Below are 17436 nucleotides of genomic sequence, written 5' to 3'. Positions count from 1 at the left end.
CATGTGCCTTGACCTGCGCAAACGATTCCCAGGTCAGGACACCCGGGACCCCGCGGCGGCGACGTCGCCATGGTGCGACCGCCAGCCCTGCCAGGCCGATTCCACCATCGCCCGCACCCCTCGCGACGCCCGCCAGCCGAGCACCTCGGCGGCACGCTCGGCCGAGGCGACCGCCCGCGGCGCGTCCCCGGGGCGCCGCCCCTCCACCACGGGCGCGCGGCGGTCACCGGTGACCTCACCGACGACGGAGACCAGCTCCCGGACCGAGACGCCCTCGCCCCGGCCGATGTTCAGCGTCAGGTCGCCGCGCAGGTCCCCGTCGGCCAGCCGCCGGGCCGCCGCCAGGTGGGCCTCGGCCAGGTCGGCGACGTGAATGTAGTCACGCACGCAGGTGCCGTCCGGGGTCGGGTAGTCGTCGCCGAAGATCCGGGGAGCCTCGTCGCGGGTCAGCCGGTCGAAGACCATGGGCACGATGTTGAAGACCCCGGTGTCCGCGAGCTCCGGCGCGGCCGCGCCCGCCACGTTGAAATAGCGCAGGCAGACGGTGGAGATGCCGTGCGCCCGGCCCGCCGCCCGCACCAGCCACTCCCCGGCGAGCTTGGTCTCGCCGTAGGGGTTCACCGGCGCGCAGGGGGTGTCCTCGGTGATCAGGTCCACGTCCGGGTTGCCGTAGACGGCCGCCGAGGAGGAGAAGACGAAGCGGCCGATCCCGGCCCCGGCGACCGCCTCCAGGAGCGTGGCGAGTCCGCCCACGTTCTCCCTGTAATAGTCGGTGGGCCGCGCCACCGACTCGGCGACCTGCTTGCGCGCCGCGAGATGCACCACACCCGTCACCGCGTGCTCGGCGAAGACCCGCTCCAGCGCGGCCCGGTCCGTCACACAGCCCTCGACCAGCGGCACGCCGGCCGGGAGCCGCGCGGGCACCCCGGCCGAGAGGTCGTCCAGCGCGACGACGCCCTCCCCGGCACCGCTCATGACCCGCGCCACATGCGCCCCTATGTATCCGGCACCACCGGTGATCAGCCACGTCATGGTCGCCCACCCTATGCCGACGCCGACCGCGGCGGTCCCCGATGTCCCGGATGCCCGATCCGGTGAGGTCACGCGCCCGGGGGCGGTTTGTGGGCACGCCCCGGATCACCGATGATGATCGCGGCGAAGGCCGGTGCAGACCCTGTCGACCAGCCCGTGAACGGGCGGTGAACACGGGCTTGTCGGCATCCGATAGCCTCTGCCGACATGCCGCCCGGGTGCCCAGGAAGCGGCGCCCCACCAAGCAGACGACCGGCGCACACGCGTCGGCACCCAGGGAGTGAGTTCGGTTGTCGACCGCCATCGTGACCGGCCAGCCGGTCCCCGGATCGTCGCTCGAGAGCGATCTGCGGTCCCTCGGCTTCGAGGTGCTCGGCGCAACCGACGCCTCCGACACGGAGACCCTCCTCGCGGCCGTCCCCGCGGGGGAGCGCGTGGCCGTCGTCGACGCCCGTTTCGTCGGCCACCCGCACGCCCTCCGGCTCGGACTCACCGACCCCCGCTTCCCGCTCGCCGCCGTCCCCGGCGCCGTCACCGCCCAGCCGGACGGCCGCCGGGCGCTCACCCGCGCGGTGGCACGCGAGACCTCGGCCGGAGGCGGCAGCGTCCTCGCCGTGGACAGCCTCGCCGACCGTCTGGTCCTGGCCCTCGACGCCGACGGCGCCCAGGTGCACCGCCCCGAGCTCGGCAGCCTGGTCGCCGCCGTCCCCGCCGATCCGCAGGCACGCAACGAGGCCCGCCAGGCCACGGCCGCCGTCGACGACGAGGCCGTGCGCCTGAAGTCGGCGGTGAAGGCCCGCGACGGCTTCTTCACCACGTTCTTCATCAGCCCGTACTCCCGCTACATCGCCCGGTGGTGCGCCCGCCGCGGTCTGACCCCCAACCAGGTCACCACCGCCTCCCTGCTCACCGCCCTGATAGCCGCGGGCTGCGCGGCCACCGGCACCCGCGGGGGCTTCGTCGCCGCGGGCGTCCTGCTCATCGCCTCCTTCGTGCTGGACTGCACGGACGGCCAGCTGGCCCGCTACTCGCTGCAGTACTCCACGCTCGGCGCCTGGCTGGACGCCACCTTCGACCGGGCCAAGGAGTACGCCTACTACGCGGGCCTCGCCCTCGGTGCGGCCCGCGGCGGCGACGACGTATGGGCACTGGCACTGGGCGCGATGGTGCTCCAGACCTGCCGGCACGTCGTCGACTTCGCCTTCAACGAGGCCAATCACGATGCGACCGCGAACACCAGCCCCACCGCCGCCCTCTCCGACAAGCTCGACAGCGTCGGCTGGACGGTCTGGCTGCGGCGCATGATCGTGCTGCCCATCGGCGAACGCTGGGCCATGATCGCGGTCCTCACGGCGCTCACCACCCCCCGCGTCACCTTCTACGCGCTGCTCATCGGCTGCGCCTTCGCGGCGACATACACCACGGCGGGCCGGGTGCTGCGGTCGCTGACGCGCAAGGCGCGGCGCACGGACCGGGCCGCGCAGGCGCTGGCGGACCTCGCGGACAACGGCCCGCTCGCCACACTCGTGGCGCGTGCCACACGGGCCCGCCTCGGTTCCCCGCTCCTGGTGGCACTCGCCGGCACGGCCGTCCTCGCCGTGTCCCTCTTCTCCGGGGTGACCTGGGCACCCGTCGCGGGTGCCGTCGTCTACGCCGTCACCTCGGGCCAGGCGCTGTACCGCCCCCTCAAGGGCGCCCTCGACTGGCTGGTCCCGCCGCTGTTCCGGTTCGCCGAGTACGGCACCGTCCTGGTCCTCGCGGCCCACGCGGACGTGAACGGCAGCCTTCCCGCGGCTTTCGGGCTGGTGGCCGCCGTCGCCTACCATCACTACGACACGGTGTACCGCATCCGCGGCGACGCCGGAGCGCCGCCGGCCTGGCTGGTGCGCGCCGTCGGGGGGCAGGAAGGGCGGACACTGCTGGTCGCGGTCCTGGCCGCACTGCTCACCGCCCCGCAGTTCAAGGTCGCGCTCACGGTCCTCGCCGTGGCCGTCGCCCTGGTGGTGCTCGTCGAGAGCATCCGCTTCTGGGTGGCTGCCCACAAGGGTGGCGCACCCGCCGTACACGATGAAGGAGAACCCGCATGATCGGCCTCGTGCTGGCGGCCGGCGCCGGACGGCGCCTGCGCCCCTACACCGACAGCCTTCCCAAGGCTCTGGTGCCGGTGGGCCCCGCAGGCATAGAGGGGGAACCGACGGTGCTCGACCTGACCCTCGGCAACTTCGCCGAGATCGGTCTGACCGAGGTCGCGGTCATCGTCGGATACCGCAAGGAGGCCGTGTACGCGCGCAAGGCGGCCCTGGAGCAGAAGTACGGGCTGAAGCTCACCCTCATCGACAACGACAAGGCCGAGGAGTGGAACAACGCCTACTCGCTGTGGTGCGGTCGTGACGCCCTCAAGGACGGTGTGATCCTCGCCAACGGCGACACCGTCCACCCGGTCTCCGTCGAGAAGACGCTGCTCGCCGCCCGCGGCGACGGCAAGAAGATCATCCTGGCCCTGGACACGGTGAAGTCCCTCGCCGACGAGGAGATGAAGGTCGTCGTCGACCCGGCCAAGGGCGTGCAGAAGATCACCAAGCTGATGGACCCCGCCGAGGCGACCGGCGAGTACATCGGCGTCACCCTCATCGAGGGCGACGCGGCCCCCGAACTGGCCGACGCGCTCAAGACCGTCTGGGAGACCGACCCGCAGCAGTTCTACGAGCACGGGTACCAGGAACTGGTGAACCGGGGCTTCAGGATCGACGTGGCGCCGATCGGCGACGTGCACTGGGTCGAGATCGACAACCACGACGACCTGGCCCGGGGACGGGAGATCGCGTGCCAGTACTGACCCGGCTCATCCCCTCGCCGCTCGTCGTGGACATCCGCCCGGGTGCCCTCGACGATCTGGCGGGCGTCCTCGCGGACGAGCGCATCTCCACCTCGGGCAGGCTCGCCGTCGCCGTCAGCGGCGGTTCCGGCGCCCGGCTGCGCGAGCGGATCGCCCCGACCCTGCCCGGCGCCACCTGGTACGAGGTCGGCGGCGGCACGCTCGACGACGCGGTGCGGCTGGCCGGCGACATAAAGGCGGGCCGCTACGACGCGGTCGTCGGCCTCGGCGGCGGCAAGATCATCGACTGTGCCAAGTTCGCCGCGGCCCGCGTCGGCCTGCCCCTGGTCGCCGTACCGACGAACCTCGCGCACGACGGTCTCTGCTCGCCGGTCGCCACGCTCGACAACGACGCGGGCCGCGGCTCGTACGGTGTGCCGAACCCCATCGCGGCCGTCATCGACCTGGACGTGATCCGGGAGGCGCCGGCGCGCTTCGTGCGCGCGGGCATCGGTGACGCCATCTCCAACATCAACTCGATCGCGGACTGGGAGCTGGCGAACCGCGTCAAGGGTGAGAAGATCGACGGTCTCGCCGCGGCCATGGCCCGCCAGGCCGGCGAGGCGGTGCTCCGGCACCCCGGCGGCATCGGGGACAACGACTTCCTCCAGGTGCTCGCGGAGGCGCTGGTCCTCACCGGCATCGCGATGTCCATCTCCGGCGACTCACGCCCCGCCTCGGGGTCCTGCCACGAGATCAACCACGCCTTCGACCTGCTGTTCCCCAAGCGCGCCGCGAGCCACGGCGAGCAGTGCGGACTCGGTGCCGCCTTCGCGATGTACCTGCGCGGTGCGCACGAGGAGGCGGCGCACACGGCCGAGGTGCTGCGCCGGCACGGGCTGCCGGTGCTGCCGGACGAGATCGGCTTCACGGTGGACGAGTTCGTCCGCGTCGTGGAGTTCGCCCCGGAGACGCGCCCCGGCCGCTACACGATCCTCGAACACCTCGACCTGAAAACCGACCAGATCAAGGACATCTACGCCGACTATGTCAAGGCCATCGGTAGCTGAACTCCGTCCGGTCGTGCACCCCGCGGGGGTGAAGGACCGGCGCAGCGGTGAGCACTGGATGGGACGCCTCTACATGCGTGAGGTGTCCCTGCGGGTCGACCGCTACCTGGTGAACACCAGGGTCACGCCCAACCAGCTCACGTACCTGATGACCGTCTGCGGCGTCCTCGCGGCCCCGGCCCTGCTGGTGCCGGGGATCGCCGGCGCCGTGCTCGGTGTGGTCATGGTCCAGCTCTACCTGCTGCTGGACTGCGTCGACGGTGAGATCGCCCGCTGGAAGAAGCAGTACTCGCTGAACGGGGTCTACCTCGACCGGGTGGGCGCCTACCTCACCGACGCCGCGGTCCTCGTGGGCTTCGGCCTGCGCGCCGCCGACCTATGGGGCAGTGGCCGTATCGACTGGCTGTGGGCCTTCCTCGGCACGCTGGCCGCCCTCGGCGCGATCCTGATCAAGGCCGAGACCGACCTGGTCGGTGTCGCCCGGCACCAGGGCGGACTGCCTCCCGTCAAGGAGACCGCAGCCGAGATGCGCTCCTCCGGCATGGCGCTGGCCCGCCGGGCCGCGGCCGCGTTCAAGTTCCACCGGCTGATCCTCGGCATCGAGGCGTCCCTGCTGATCCTGCTCCTGGCCGTCGTCGACCAGGCGCGCGGCGACCTGTTCTTCACTCGGCTGGGTGTCGCGGTGCTGGCCGGCATCGCGCTGCTGCAGACCGTGCTGCACCTGGTGTCCATCCTCGCCTCCAGCAGGCTGCGATGAGCGCGGGCATGAAGGTCGGCGCGGTGATCATCACCATGGGCAACCGCCCCGACGAACTGCGCGCCCTGCTCGACTCGGTCGCCAAGCAGGACGGCGATCCGGTCCAGGTGGTCGTGGTCGGCAACGGCTCGCCCGTCCCGGACGTGCCCGAGGGCGTGCGGACCATCGAACTGCCCGAGAACCTCGGGATCCCGGGCGGCCGGAACGTGGGCACGGAGGCCTTCGGGCCCGGTGGCCGCGATGTCGACATCCTGCTCTTCCTCGACGACGACGGCCTGCTCGCGCACCACGACACGGCGGAGCTGTGCCGCCAGGCCTTCGCGGCCGACCCGAAGCTCGGCATCATCAGCTTCCGCATCGCGGACCCGGACACCGGGGAGACCCAGCGCCGCCACGTGCCGCGGCTGCGCGCGTCCGACCCGATGCGCTCCTCCCGGGTCACCACCTTCCTCGGCGGCGCCAACGCCGTCCGCACGCAGGTCTTCGCCGAAGTCGGTGGCCTGCCGGACGCATTCTTCTACGCCCACGAGGAAACCGACCTTGCATGGCGGGCCCTCGACGCGGGCTGGATGATCGACTACCGGTCCGACATGGTGCTGTACCACCCGACGACCGCGCCCTCCCGGCACGCGGTCTACCACCGCATGGTCGCCCGCAACCGCGTCTGGCTCGCCCGCCGCAACCTCCCCGCCCTCCTGGTCCCCGTCTATCTCGGGGTCTGGATGCTGCTCACCCTGCTGCGCCGCCCCTCGCGCCCGGCCCTGCGGGCCTGGTTCGGCGGGTTCAAGGAGGGCTGGGCCACTCCGTGCGGTCCCCGCCGGCCGATGAAGTGGCGCACCGTGTGGCGGCTGACGCGACTGGGCCGGCCCCCGGTGATCTGACAAGCTCGACCGTGGGAAGAGGCGCCTCGCGCAGACCTCGCCAGGTCCCGCCCCCACGATGCACTCGAAGACGTATTCGAAGACGAAGGTTCCAACCCGTGAGTGAGACAACGCACGACGGTGGCATCGCGGTGAGCGCGGCCCCGTCGCCCGACGAGGGACTGACGGCGGCGCGGCTCGCCGCCAAGTACGGGTTGACCGTCAGCGGCGCCCGGCCCTCGCTCGTCGAGTACGTGCGCCAGCTGTGGGGGCGGCGGCACTTCATCCTCGCCTTCTCCCAGGCGAAGCTGACCGCCCAGTACAGCCAGGCCAAGCTCGGCCAGCTCTGGCAGGTGGCCACACCCCTGCTGAACGCGGCCGTGTACTACTTCATCTTCGGCCTGATCCTGCACGCCAGCCGGGGCATGTCCCAGGACGTGTACATCCCGTTCCTGGTCACCGGCGTCTTCGTCTTCACCTTCACCCAGAGCTCGATCATGTCGGGTGTCCGCGCGATCTCCGGCAACCTCGGCCTGGTGCGCGCCCTGCACTTCCCGCGCGCCTCGCTGCCCGTCTCCTTCGCGCTGCAGCAGCTCCAGCAACTGCTGTTCTCGATGATCGTGCTGTTCATCGTGGCCATCGGCTTCGGGAGCTACCCGGGCCTGTCCTGGCTGCTGATCGTGCCGGTGCTGACGCTGCAGTTCCTGTTCAACACCGGGCTCGCGCTGATCGTCGCCCGCATGGGCGCCAAGACGCCCGACCTGGCCCAGCTGATGCCGTTCATCCTGCGTACCTGGATGTACGCCTCCGGCGTCATGTTCTCGATCAACAAGATGCTCGAAGGACGCTCCCAGGCCGTCGCCCGCGTCCTCGAGGTGAACCCGGCCGCCGTCTACATGGACCTGATGCGCTTCGCCCTCATCGACGGCTACGGCGCCGGCAACCTCCCGCCGCACGTGTGGGCCATCGCGCTGTTCTGGGCGGTGGTCGTCTTCGTCGGCGGCTTCGTGTACTTCTGGAAGGCGGAGGAGCGGTACGGCCGTGGCTGAGCAGCAGACCGAGCAGCACACCGGGGAGCGTCGCCCCACCGTCATCGCGGACGACCTGCACATCGTCTACCGCGTCAACGGCGCCAAGACCGGCAAGGGCAGTGCGACCGCCGCGCTCAGCCGCATCATGAAGCGCGGCGAGGAGAGGGGCGTGCGCAAGGTGCACGCCGTACGCGGTGTCTCCTTCGTCGCCTACCGGGGCGAGGCCATCGGCCTCATCGGCTCCAACGGCTCCGGCAAGTCGACACTGCTGCGCGCGGTCGCCGGCCTGCTCCCGGCGGAGAAGGGCAAGGTCTACACCGACGGCCAGCCCTCGCTGCTGGGCGTCAACGCCGCCCTGATGAACGACCTCACCGGCGAGCGGAACATCATCCTCGGCGGTCTCGCCATGGGCATGTCCCGGGAGGAGATCAAGGAGCGCTACCAGGACATCGTCGACTTCTCCGGCATCAACGAGAAGGGCGACTTCATCACCCTGCCGATGCGCACCTACTCCTCGGGCATGGCCGCCCGCCTGCGCTTCTCCATCGCCGCCGCCAAGGACCACGACGTCCTCATGATCGACGAGGCGCTGGCCACCGGCGACCGCAAGTTCCAGAAGCGCTCCGAGGAACGCATCCGGGAGCTGCGCCAGGAGGCCGGCACCGTCTTCCTGGTGAGTCACAACAACAAATCCATCCGTGACACCTGCAACCGCGTGCTGTGGCTGGAGCGCGGCGAGTTGCGGATGGACGGCCCGACCGAAGAGGTCCTCAAGGAGTACGAGAAGTTCACGGGCAAGTAGGAGCCCGTACCGCCCGATCCGACCAGTGCCCCGCCGGACCCCCCGGCGGGGCACTGCGTCTGCAAAGGAAGCGTCAACTCGGGCCCACCCCGGGAATCTTGACGCCAATCGGTGTGTTGTTGTGATCTGCGGGACACCCCGACGACCCTCGTCGCGCTGTACAACGTAAGCTGTACCGGCCCCGGAAAGCGGCAAGTGGGGCGATAATACGCGACACCCTCCGCCAGGGCCGCCCTACGGGCGGCCGGGCGGCGTGTCCGAAATAGTGAGTATCGGGTCGGCGGTGTAGAACGGGAGATGTGACGGCAATGGCTACGGAAACTCCCCAGCTCAACGCAGCATGTGCCGTCCCCGCCACGGGCAGCGCGCGGTGACGGGAACCGACGCGGCGCGCCATGTCGAGCGCGCCACCCTCGACAAGGCCGCGGGCGAGAACTTCCCCGTGGCACCGTTCTTCCTGCCCCGGGCCTGGCGCGACGACCTCATGGCCGTCTACGGCTTCGCCCGCCTCGTCGACGACATCGGCGACGGCGACCTCGCACCCGGCGGCGCCGACGCCCGGTTGCTCGGCGTGTCGGCCACCGAGGCCGAGGACCGCCTCGTCCTCCTCGACGCCTTCGAGACCGACCTGCGCCGCGTCTTCGACGCCACCCCGAGCCACCCCCTGCTGCGCCGCCTCCAGCCGACCGTCCGGCGCCGCTCGCTCACCCCCGAGCCGTTCCTCGGCCTGATCGCCGCGAACCGCCAGGACCAGCTCGTCACCCGGTACGAGACCTACGACGACCTGCTCGCCTACTGCGAGCTGTCCGCCAACCCCGTCGGCCGTCTCGTCCTCGCCGTCACCGGTACCGCCACCCCCGAACGGATCCGTCTCTCCGACCGGATCTGCACCGCGCTCCAGATCGTCGAACACCTTCAGGACGTCGCCGAGGACCTCGGCCGCGACCGGATCTATCTGCCCGCCGAGGACATGAAGAGATTTCACGTCCAGGAGGCGGACCTCGCCGCGACGACCGCGGGCGCGGGGTTGCGCGCGCTGGTCGCGTACGAAGCGGAACGCGCCCGCGATCTGCTGAATGAAGGCGCCCCTCTGGTGGGTAGCGTCCACGGCAGGCTGAAGCTGCTGCTCGCGGGGTTCGTGGCGGGGGGAAGGGCGGCGATCGGTGCGATCGCCGCCGCCGAACACGACGTACTTCCCGGCCCGCCCAAGCCCGGCAAGGCTCAGTTGCTGCGCGAGGTGGGCCTGACTCTGCGAGGAGAGGGGTGATCCGGACCGTGGAGTCCGTGCCGCACGTGTCCGCACCGGTACTCGCCGCCTACCGTTACTGCGAGGCCGTGACCGGGCAGCAGGCCCGCAACTTCGCGTACGGCATCAGGCTGCTGCCGCCGCCCAAGCGCCGCGCGATGTCGGCGCTGTACGCGTTCTCCCGGCGCGTGGACGACATCGGCGACGGCGCGCTGGCGGACGACGTCAAGACCGCGCGGCTGCAGGACACCCGGGCGCTGCTCACCCGGATCCGCGAGGGCGAGGTCGCCGAGGACGACACCGACCCGGTCGCGGTCGCCCTCGCCCACGCCGCCGAGGCCTTCCCGATCCCGCTCGGCGGGCTGGACGAACTCATCGACGGCGTCCTCATGGACGTACGCGGCGAGACCTACGAGACCTGGGACGACCTCAAGGTCTACTGCCGCTGCGTGGCCGGCGCCATCGGCCGCCTCTCGCTCGGCGTGTTCGGTACGGAACCGGGGGCGCGCGGCGCCGAGCGCGCACCCGAGTACGCCGACACCCTCGGGCTTGCCCTGCAGCTCACCAACATCCTCAGGGACGTCCGTGAGGACGCCGAGGACGGCCGTACCTACCTGCCCACCGACGACCTCGCCAAGTTCGGCTGCTCGGCGGGCATCGGCGGACCCACGCCACCGGCAGGGTCCGACTTCGCGGGCCTCGTGCACTTCGAAGTGCGACGGGCCCGCGCCCTCTTCGCCGAGGGCTACCGCCTGCTGCCCATGCTCGACCGGCGCAGCGGCGCCTGCGTCGCCGCCATGGCCGGCATCTACCGCCGTCTGCTCGACCGCATCGAGCGCGAGCCGGAGGCCGTGCTGCGCGGCCGGGTATCGCTGCCCGGCCGGGAGAAGGCGTACGTCGCCGTGCGCGGCCTGTCCGGGCTCGACACCCGGCATGTGACCCGCCACGTCTCCCGGCGGACCGTCAGGAGGCGTGCCTGATGGAGCTGACGGGCGCGGAGGACCCCACCCCCGGAGTGCGGCACGCAACCCTGCGGTGCCGCGCGGCGTCCCTGACGGTGACGGCCGGCCGTACCTCGTTCCCGCAGTACGGCGGACCTGCACAGGGGGGCGCACGATGACCGACGGAACCCGGTCCGACCGGCCGTCCGCCGACCGGCACACCGTGCCCGGGCACGCCGGACGTGCCGCCGTGGTGGTCGGCGGCGGCCTCGCCGGCATCACCGCGGCGCTCGCGCTCGCCGACGCGGGCGTCCGCGTCACCCTGCTGGAGGGCAGGCCGAGGCTGGGTGGCCTCGCCTTCTCCTTCCGCCGCGGCGAGCTGACCGTGGACAACGGACAACACGTCTACCTGCGCTGCTGCACCGCCTACCGCTGGTTCCTCGACCGTATCGAGGGCGCGGCGCTGGCGCCCCTGCAGGATCGTCTCGACGTGCCCGTTCTCGACGTCACCAGACCCGAGGGCCGACGGCTCGGCAGACTGCGCCGCGACGCGCTGCCCGTACCCCTGCACCTGGGCCGGAGCCTCGCCACGTACCCGCATCTCTCGCTCGCCGAGCGGGCCGCGGTCGGGCGGGCCGCGCTCGCGCTCAAGGCGCTCGACCTTGCCGACCCGGCGCTGGACGCAACCGACTTCGGCGGCTGGCTGGCCGCGCACGGCCAGTCGGCGCGTGCCGTGGAAGCCCTGTGGGACCTGGTCGGGGTCGCCACCCTCAACGCGGTCGCGGGCGACGCCTCGCTCGGGCTCGCCGCGATGGTGTTCAAGACCGGTCTGCTGTCCGACCCGGGTGCGGCAGACATCGGCTGGGCCCGGGTGCCGCTGGGCGAACTGCACGACCGTCTCGCCCGCAGGGCGCTCGACTCCGCGGGCGTGCGTACCGAGGTCCGTTCACGCGTCACCTCCGTCTCCATCGACGAGAACGGAACCTGGAACGTTCAGGTTCCCGGCGAAACGCTCCGGGCCGACACCGTCGTGCTCGCCGTACCGCAGCGCGAGGCCCACGACCTGCTGCCGCCCGGTGCCCTCGACGCCCCCGAGCGCCTGCTCGCGATCGGCACCGCGCCGATCCTCAACGTCCACGTCGTCTACGACCGCAAGGTGCTCACCAGGCCCTTCTTCGCCGCCCTGGGCACACCCGTGCAGTGGGTCTTCGACCGCACGGAGGCGTCCGGCCTCGCCAAGGGCCAGTACCTCGCCCTGTCCCAGTCGGCCGCGCGGGACGAGATCGACGAACCGGTCGCCGCACTGCGCGAGCGCTACCTCCCCGAGCTCCGCCGGCTGCTGCCCCGTGCGCGCGGCGCCGAGGTGAGGGACTTCTTCGTGACCCGGGAGCGCACGGCGACGTTCGCTCCCACCCCCGGCGTCGGGCGCCTCAGGCCCGGCGCCCGCACCAAGGCACCCGGCCTCTACCTGGCCGGAGCGTGGACCGCCACGGGGTGGCCCGCGACCATGGAGAGTGCGGTCCGCAGTGGAGTGAGCGCGGCCGACGCCGCGCTGAGCGCCCTGGGACGGCCCCGCCCGAGTCACCTCTTCGCGTTCGAGGAGGCGGCCTGATGCCCGAACGGCCCGCGGCGGCCCCCCGCACCCCCGGCACCGCAACAAGAGGAGTAACCGTGCCCACTGTGCCCCCGGCCGACAAGGCCGTTTCAGAGACCGCGGTGGACGTCGCCGCGCTTCTGGAGCGCGGCCGGACCCTGGCCACCCCGGTGCTGCGGGCGGCCGTCGACCGTCTGGCGCCCCCCATGGACACCGTGGCCGCCTACCACTTCGGCTGGATCGACGCGGCGGGCAACCCGGCCGACGGCGACGGCGGCAAGGCCGTGCGCCCCGCCCTCGCCGTGCTCTCCGCCGAGGTCACCGGCGCCGCACCCGAGGTGGGCATCCCCGGCGCGGTCGCCGTGGAGCTGGTGCACAACTTCTCCCTGCTGCACGACGACCTGATGGACGGCGACGAACAGCGCCGGCACCGCGACACCGTCTGGAAGGTGCACGGTCCCGCCCAGGCGATCCTCGTCGGCGACGCCCTCTTCGCCCTCGCCAACGAGATCCTGCTGGAGCTCGGCACGGTCGACGCGGGCCGTGCCACCCGCCGGCTGACCACCGCCACCCGCGCCCTGATCGACGGTCAGGCCCAGGACATCTCCTACGAGCACCGCGACCGCGTCAGCGTCGAGGAGTGCCTGGAGATGGAGGGCAACAAGACCGGCGCCCTGCTGGCCTGCGCGTCCTCCATCGGCGCGGTGCTCGGCGGGGCCGACGAGCACACCGCCGACACACTCGAGAAGTACGGCTACCACCTCGGCCTCGCCTTCCAGGCCGTCGACGACCTCCTCGGCATCTGGGGCGACCCGGAGGCCACCGGCAAGCAGACCTGGAGCGATCTGCGCCAGCGCAAGAAGTCCCTGCCGGTCGTGGCCGCGCTCGCGGCGGGCGGAGACGCCTCCGTGCGGCTCGGCGAGATCCTCGCCGCGGACGCCAAGAGCAGCGACTTCGAGAACTTCTCCGAGGAGGAGTTCGCGGCCCGCGCCGCCCTCATCGAGGAGGCGGGAGGCCGCGAGTGGACGGCCGAGGAGGCCCGCCGCCAGCACACCATCGCCGTCGAAGCCCTCGACACCGTCGACATGCCCGACCGGGTCCGCGCCGCGTTCACCGCGCTCGCCGACTTCGTCGTCGTGAGAAAGAGATGAGCACTTTTCGTCGCACAGCCCTCGCATAGTCGCCGGCCGGTGCCGCGTCCCGCACCCGCGCACCGGCCGACGGCGGACCCACAGCAGCACGACTCGCACGACTGCACGAAGGGGAAGCCATGACAGCGACGACCGACGGAAGCACCGGGGCCGCACTGCCGTCCCGCGCTGCCGCGGCCAGTGACACCGACATCACCACCCCCGCGGCGGCCGGGGTGCACGAAGCCGCCGCACGCGCCGCGCGGCGCGCCACCGACTTCCTCCTGTCCGTGCAGGACGCCGAGGGCTGGTGGAAGGGCGACCTCGAGACCAACGTCACGATGGACGCCGAAGACCTGCTGCTGCGTCAGTTCCTGGGCATCCGCGACGAGGCGACCACCGCCGCGGCCGCGCTCTTCATCCGCGGCGAGCAGCGTGCGGACGGCACCTGGGCCACCTTCCACGGCGGCCCCGGTGAACTCTCCACCACGATCGAGGCCTACGTCGCCCTCCGCCTCGCCGGCGACGAGCCGGACGCCCCGCACATGCGCAGGGCCTCGGCGTGGATCCGCGAGCGGGGAGGTATCGCCGCCGCCAGGGTCTTCACCCGTATCTGGCTGGCCCTGTTCGGCTGGTGGAAGTGGGAGGACCTGCCCGAACTCCCGCCGGAACTCATCTGGTTCCCCAAGTGGTTCCCCCTCAACATCTACGACTTCGGCTGCTGGGCCCGGCAGACGATCGTGCCGCTGACCATCGTCTCCGCCAAGCGTCCGGTGCGTCCCGCGCCCTTCCCGCTGGACGAACTGCACACCGACCCGGAGAACCCCAACCCGGCGGGTCCCCTCGCCCCGCCCGTGAGTTGGGACGGTGCCTTCCAGCGACTGGACAAGGCGCTGCACCAGTTGCGCAAGGTCGCCCCGCGCCGGCTGCGCCGGGCCGCGATGCACGCCGCCGCCCGCTGGATCATCGAACGGCAGGAGAACGACGGCTGCTGGGGCGGCATCCAGCCCCCCGCGGTGTACTCGGTCATCGCCCTCCACCTGCTGGGCTACGACCTGAAGCACCCGGTGCTGCGGGCCGGCCTGGAGTCGCTGGACCGGTTCGCCGTGTGGCGCGAGGACGGCGCCCGCATGATCGAGGCCTGCCAGTCGCCGGTGTGGGACACCTGCCTGGCCACCATCGCCCTCGCCGACGCGGGACTCCCCGCCGACCATCCGGCGCTGGTGAAGGCCGCCGACTGGATGCTGGGGGAGCAGGTCGTACGGCCCGGCGACTGGTCGGTCCGGCGGCCCGGACTCCCGCCGGGCGGCTGGGCGTTCGAGTTCCACAACGACAACTACCCCGACATCGACGACACCGCCGAGGTGGTCCTCGCCCTGCGCCGGGTGCGGCACCACGACCCGGAGCGGGTGGAGAAGGCGATCGGGCGCGGGGTGCGCTGGAACCTCGGCATGCAGTCGAAGAACGGCGCGTGGGGCGCCTTCGACGTCGACAACACCAGCCCGTTCCCCAACCGGCTGCCGTTCTGCGACTTCGGTGAGGTCATCGACCCGCCCTCGGCCGACGTCACCGCGCACGTCGTCGAGATGCTCGCGGTCGAGGGACTCGCGCACGATCCGCGCACCCGGCGCGGCATCCAGTGGCTGCTCGCCGAACAGGAGCCGGACGGCTCCTGGTTCGGCCGCTGGGGCGTCAACTACGTCTACGGCACCGGCTCGGTGGTGCCCGCCCTGACCGCGGCCGGCCTGCCGGGTTCGCATCCCGCGATCCGCCGGGCGGTGGCCTGGCTCGAGTCGGTGCAGAACGACGACGGCGGCTGGGGAGAGGACCTGCGCTCCTACAAGTACGCCGAGGAGTGGAGCGGCCGGGGCGCGTCCACCGCCTCCCAGACCGCGTGGGCGCTGATGGCGCTGCTCGCGGCGGGGGAGAGGGCCTCGAAGGCCGTGGAACGCGGCGTCGAATGGCTCGCGGCCACCCAGCGGGAGGACGGCACCTGGGACGAGCCGTACTTCACCGGCACCGGTTTCCCCTGGGACTTCTCCATCAACTACCACCTCTACCGGCAGGTCTTCCCGCTCACCGCGCTCGGCCGCTATCTGAACGGCGAGCCCTTCACCGACAAGCCCGTCACCCGGCCCGCCAAGGTCGAGGCTCCCCTCGTCACGGTCGAGGTTCCCCTCGTCAAGACCGAGGTCCCCCTCGTCACGGCCGAGGCTCCCCTCGCCGAGGCCGAGGGGAGCTGATGAGCACCCGGCCCGCGCCCGCCCCGCTGCTGATCGCCTGCGCGCTCGGCATCGAGCACCTCGCCCTGCGCAGGCGCGACCGCGGAGGCGGGGGCGGGCCGGTCACCGTCCTGCGCACCGGCATGGGGCCGAAGGCGGCGCAGCGGTCCGTAAGCCGCCGTCTGGCCGAACCGGGGTTCACCGGGGCGGCCGTCCTGGCCACCGGATTCTGCGCGGGACTCGCCCCCGGGATGCACCCCGGCGACCTGGTCGTGGCCGAGGAGACCCGTGACCCGCGCGGGACCGTCGGCTGCGTCGGCACGGACCTGCTCGTCAAGGAACTCGCGCGGATCCTCCCCGGCCGCACCGTGCACACCGGTCCACTCACCGGCTCCGATCACGTCGTCCGTGGTCAGGAACGGTCCGATCTGCTCTCGACCGGCGCGATCGCGGTCGACATGGAGTCGGCGGCCACACTCCTGAGCGCCGTCCGCGCGGGCGAGCGCCCGGTTGCGGCCGTACGGGTGGTCGTGGACGCTCCAGAACATGAACTCGTCCGGATCGGCACGGTGCGCGGTGGAATATCGGCTTTCCGCGTTCTTCGATCCGTCCTTCCGGCTTTCTACGAATGGCACCGTTCTTCGCTGCTCCCCCGGAGGTGAGCCAGATGGCCATGCCGCTGCGTCAGTCCATCAAGGTCGCTACATACCTGGCCGAACAGAAACTCCGTAAGCGGGACAAGTTCCCGCTCATCGTGGAGCTCGAGCCCCTGTTCGCCTGCAACCTCAAGTGCGAGGGCTGCGGCAAGATCCAGCACCCGGCCGGAGTGCTCAAGCAGCGCATGCCGGTGGCGCAGGCCGTGGGGGCGGTGCTCGAATCGGGTGCGCCCATGGTGTCCATCGCCGGTGGCGAGCCGTTGATGCACCCGCACATCGACGAGATCGTGCGTCAGCTGGTGGCGAGGCGGAAGTACGTCTTCCTGTGCACCAACGCGATGCTGCTGCGCAAGAAGATGGACAAGTTCACGCCCTCTCCCTACTTCGCGTTCGCGGTGCACATCGACGGGCTGCGGGAGCGGCACGACGAGTCGGTCGCGAAGGAGGGCGTGTTCGACGAGGCGGTGGCGGCGATCAAGGAGGCCAAGCGGCGCGGCTTCCGGGTGACCACCAACTCGACCTTCTTCAACACGGACACCCCGCAGACGATCATCGAGGTGCTCAACTTCCTCAACGACGACCTCGAGGTCGACGAGATGATGATCTCGCCCGCCTACGCCTACGAGAAGGCACCCGACCAGGAGCACTTCCTGGGCGTGGAGCAGACCCGGGAGCTGTTCAAGAAGGCCTTCGCGGGCGGCAACCGGCGCCGTTGGCGGCTCAACCACTCGCCGTTGTTCCTGGACTTCCTGGAGGGCAAGGTCGACTTCCCGTGCACCGCCTGGGCGATCCCGAACTACTCGCTCTTCGGCTGGCAGCGGCCCTGCTATCTGATGAGCGACGGGTACGTGCCGACGTACCGTGAGCTCATCGAGGACACCGACTGGGACAAGTACGGCCGCGGCAAGGACCCGCGCTGCGCCAACTGCATGGCGCACTGCGGCTACGAGCCCACCGCCGTGCTGGCCACCATGGGATCCCTGAAGGAGTCCCTGCGCGCCATGCGCGAGACGGTCTCAGGGAACCGGGACTGACGCGATGACCGCCGTCCCCTTGGGCGTTCCCGAGGTACCGGTCCGGCCGGTGGCGCCGCGGCGCGTGTCGCGGCGGATCCAGGTCGGGCCGGTGGCGGTCGGGGGCGGGGCCCCGGTGTCGGTGCAGTCGATGACGACGACCCGTACGTCGGATGTCGGGGCGACGCTGCAGCAGATCGCGGAGCTGACGGCGTCGGGTTGTCAGATCGTGCGGGTGGCGTGTCCGACGCAGGACGACGCGGACGC

Annotated in this window: 17 protein-coding genes; 16 read left to right on the top strand and 1 reads right to left on the bottom strand. The window is 71.6% G+C overall.

Features of this window, described 5'->3' with window-relative positions; translation table 11 throughout:
* Positions 1-33: 33 nt before the first annotated feature.
* Entirely contained in the window at positions 34-1032 is a 999-nt protein-coding gene (gene galE / locus ACFY0F_RS22705; RefSeq protein ID WP_388797134.1) for a UDP-glucose 4-epimerase GalE, read from the bottom strand.
* Between the two features lie 290 nt (positions 1033-1322).
* Between galE and ACFY0F_RS22700 the strand changes: the two genes are divergently transcribed.
* The 16 genes from ACFY0F_RS22700 to ACFY0F_RS22625 all read left to right on the top strand — a co-directional run.
* Positions 1323-3119, top strand: a complete 1797-nt coding sequence (locus ACFY0F_RS22700; protein ID WP_388797131.1) for a DUF5941 domain-containing protein — start codon at positions 1323-1325, stop codon at positions 3117-3119.
* On the top strand, positions 3116-3868 hold the full coding sequence (locus ACFY0F_RS22695) for a sugar phosphate nucleotidyltransferase (RefSeq protein ID WP_388797128.1): 753 nt from the start codon (positions 3116-3118) through the stop codon (positions 3866-3868). The genes ACFY0F_RS22700 and ACFY0F_RS22695 overlap by 4 nt, the downstream gene beginning before the upstream one ends.
* A complete protein-coding gene (locus ACFY0F_RS22690; RefSeq protein ID WP_388797125.1) occupies positions 3856-4917 on the top strand; it encodes an iron-containing alcohol dehydrogenase family protein in 1062 nt (353 codons plus the stop codon). The genes ACFY0F_RS22695 and ACFY0F_RS22690 overlap by 13 nt, the downstream gene beginning before the upstream one ends.
* Before the next feature lie 13 nt (positions 4918-4930).
* Complete coding sequence (locus ACFY0F_RS22685) at positions 4931-5674, top strand: CDP-alcohol phosphatidyltransferase family protein (protein WP_388797122.1); 744 nt, start codon at positions 4931-4933, stop codon at positions 5672-5674.
* An 8-nt stretch (positions 5675-5682) separates the two neighbouring features.
* Positions 5683-6555: a glycosyltransferase family 2 protein gene (locus ACFY0F_RS22680; protein ID WP_388797883.1), complete on the top strand. Its 873-nt coding sequence runs from the start codon at positions 5683-5685 to the stop codon at positions 6553-6555.
* A 98-nt stretch (positions 6556-6653) separates the two neighbouring features.
* Positions 6654-7583 carry an ABC transporter permease gene (locus ACFY0F_RS22675; protein WP_388797119.1) on the top strand — a complete coding sequence of 310 codons (930 nt, stop codon included), beginning with the start codon at positions 6654-6656 and terminating at the stop codon, positions 7581-7583.
* Positions 7576-8367, top strand: coding sequence for an ABC transporter ATP-binding protein (locus ACFY0F_RS22670; RefSeq protein ID WP_388797116.1), 792 nt, complete (start codon positions 7576-7578; stop codon positions 8365-8367). The genes ACFY0F_RS22675 and ACFY0F_RS22670 overlap by 8 nt, the downstream gene beginning before the upstream one ends.
* Positions 8368-8737: 370 nt before the next feature.
* The gene (hpnC, locus tag ACFY0F_RS22665) at positions 8738-9634 is read left to right on the top strand and encodes a squalene synthase HpnC (protein ID WP_388797113.1); all 897 of its coding nucleotides are present in this window, start codon (positions 8738-8740) and stop codon (positions 9632-9634) included.
* Positions 9631-10593, top strand: a complete 963-nt coding sequence (hpnD, locus tag ACFY0F_RS22660; protein WP_388797110.1) for a presqualene diphosphate synthase HpnD — start codon at positions 9631-9633, stop codon at positions 10591-10593. Before hpnC ends, hpnD begins: the two co-directional genes overlap by 4 nt.
* A complete protein-coding gene (locus ACFY0F_RS22655) occupies positions 10593-10733 on the top strand; it encodes a DUF6380 family protein (protein ID WP_388797107.1) in 141 nt (46 codons plus the stop codon). The genes hpnD and ACFY0F_RS22655 overlap by 1 nt, the downstream gene beginning before the upstream one ends.
* A complete protein-coding gene (gene hpnE / locus ACFY0F_RS22650) occupies positions 10730-12166 on the top strand; it encodes a hydroxysqualene dehydroxylase HpnE (RefSeq protein WP_388797104.1) in 1437 nt (478 codons plus the stop codon). Before ACFY0F_RS22655 ends, hpnE begins: the two co-directional genes overlap by 4 nt.
* Positions 12166-13299 carry a polyprenyl synthetase family protein gene (locus tag ACFY0F_RS22645; protein ID WP_388797102.1) on the top strand — a complete coding sequence of 378 codons (1134 nt, stop codon included), beginning with the start codon at positions 12166-12168 and terminating at the stop codon, positions 13297-13299. Before hpnE ends, ACFY0F_RS22645 begins: the two co-directional genes overlap by 1 nt.
* A gap of 119 nt (positions 13300-13418) precedes the next feature.
* Entirely contained in the window at positions 13419-15521 is a 2103-nt protein-coding gene (gene shc / locus ACFY0F_RS22640) for a squalene--hopene cyclase (RefSeq protein WP_388797099.1), read from the top strand.
* Positions 15521-16162: a 1-hydroxy-2-methyl-2-butenyl 4-diphosphate reductase gene (locus tag ACFY0F_RS22635; RefSeq protein WP_388797096.1), complete on the top strand. Its 642-nt coding sequence runs from the start codon at positions 15521-15523 to the stop codon at positions 16160-16162. Before shc ends, ACFY0F_RS22635 begins: the two co-directional genes overlap by 1 nt.
* 5 nt (positions 16163-16167) lie before the next feature.
* Entirely contained in the window at positions 16168-17190 is a 1023-nt protein-coding gene (gene hpnH / locus ACFY0F_RS22630; RefSeq protein WP_388797093.1) for an adenosyl-hopene transferase HpnH, read from the top strand.
* Between the two features lie 4 nt (positions 17191-17194).
* A partial coding sequence (locus ACFY0F_RS22625) for a flavodoxin-dependent (E)-4-hydroxy-3-methylbut-2-enyl-diphosphate synthase (RefSeq protein ID WP_388797090.1) occupies positions 17195-17436 on the top strand: 242 nt, incomplete at its 3' end.

This window comes from Streptomyces sp. NPDC001544 (genome assembly GCF_042894285.1).
Taxonomy (GTDB): Bacteria; Actinomycetota; Actinomycetes; order Streptomycetales; family Streptomycetaceae; genus Streptomyces.
The sequence above is the reverse complement of the archived record's forward strand: the minus strand, read 5'-3'. Positions and strand labels throughout refer to the sequence as shown.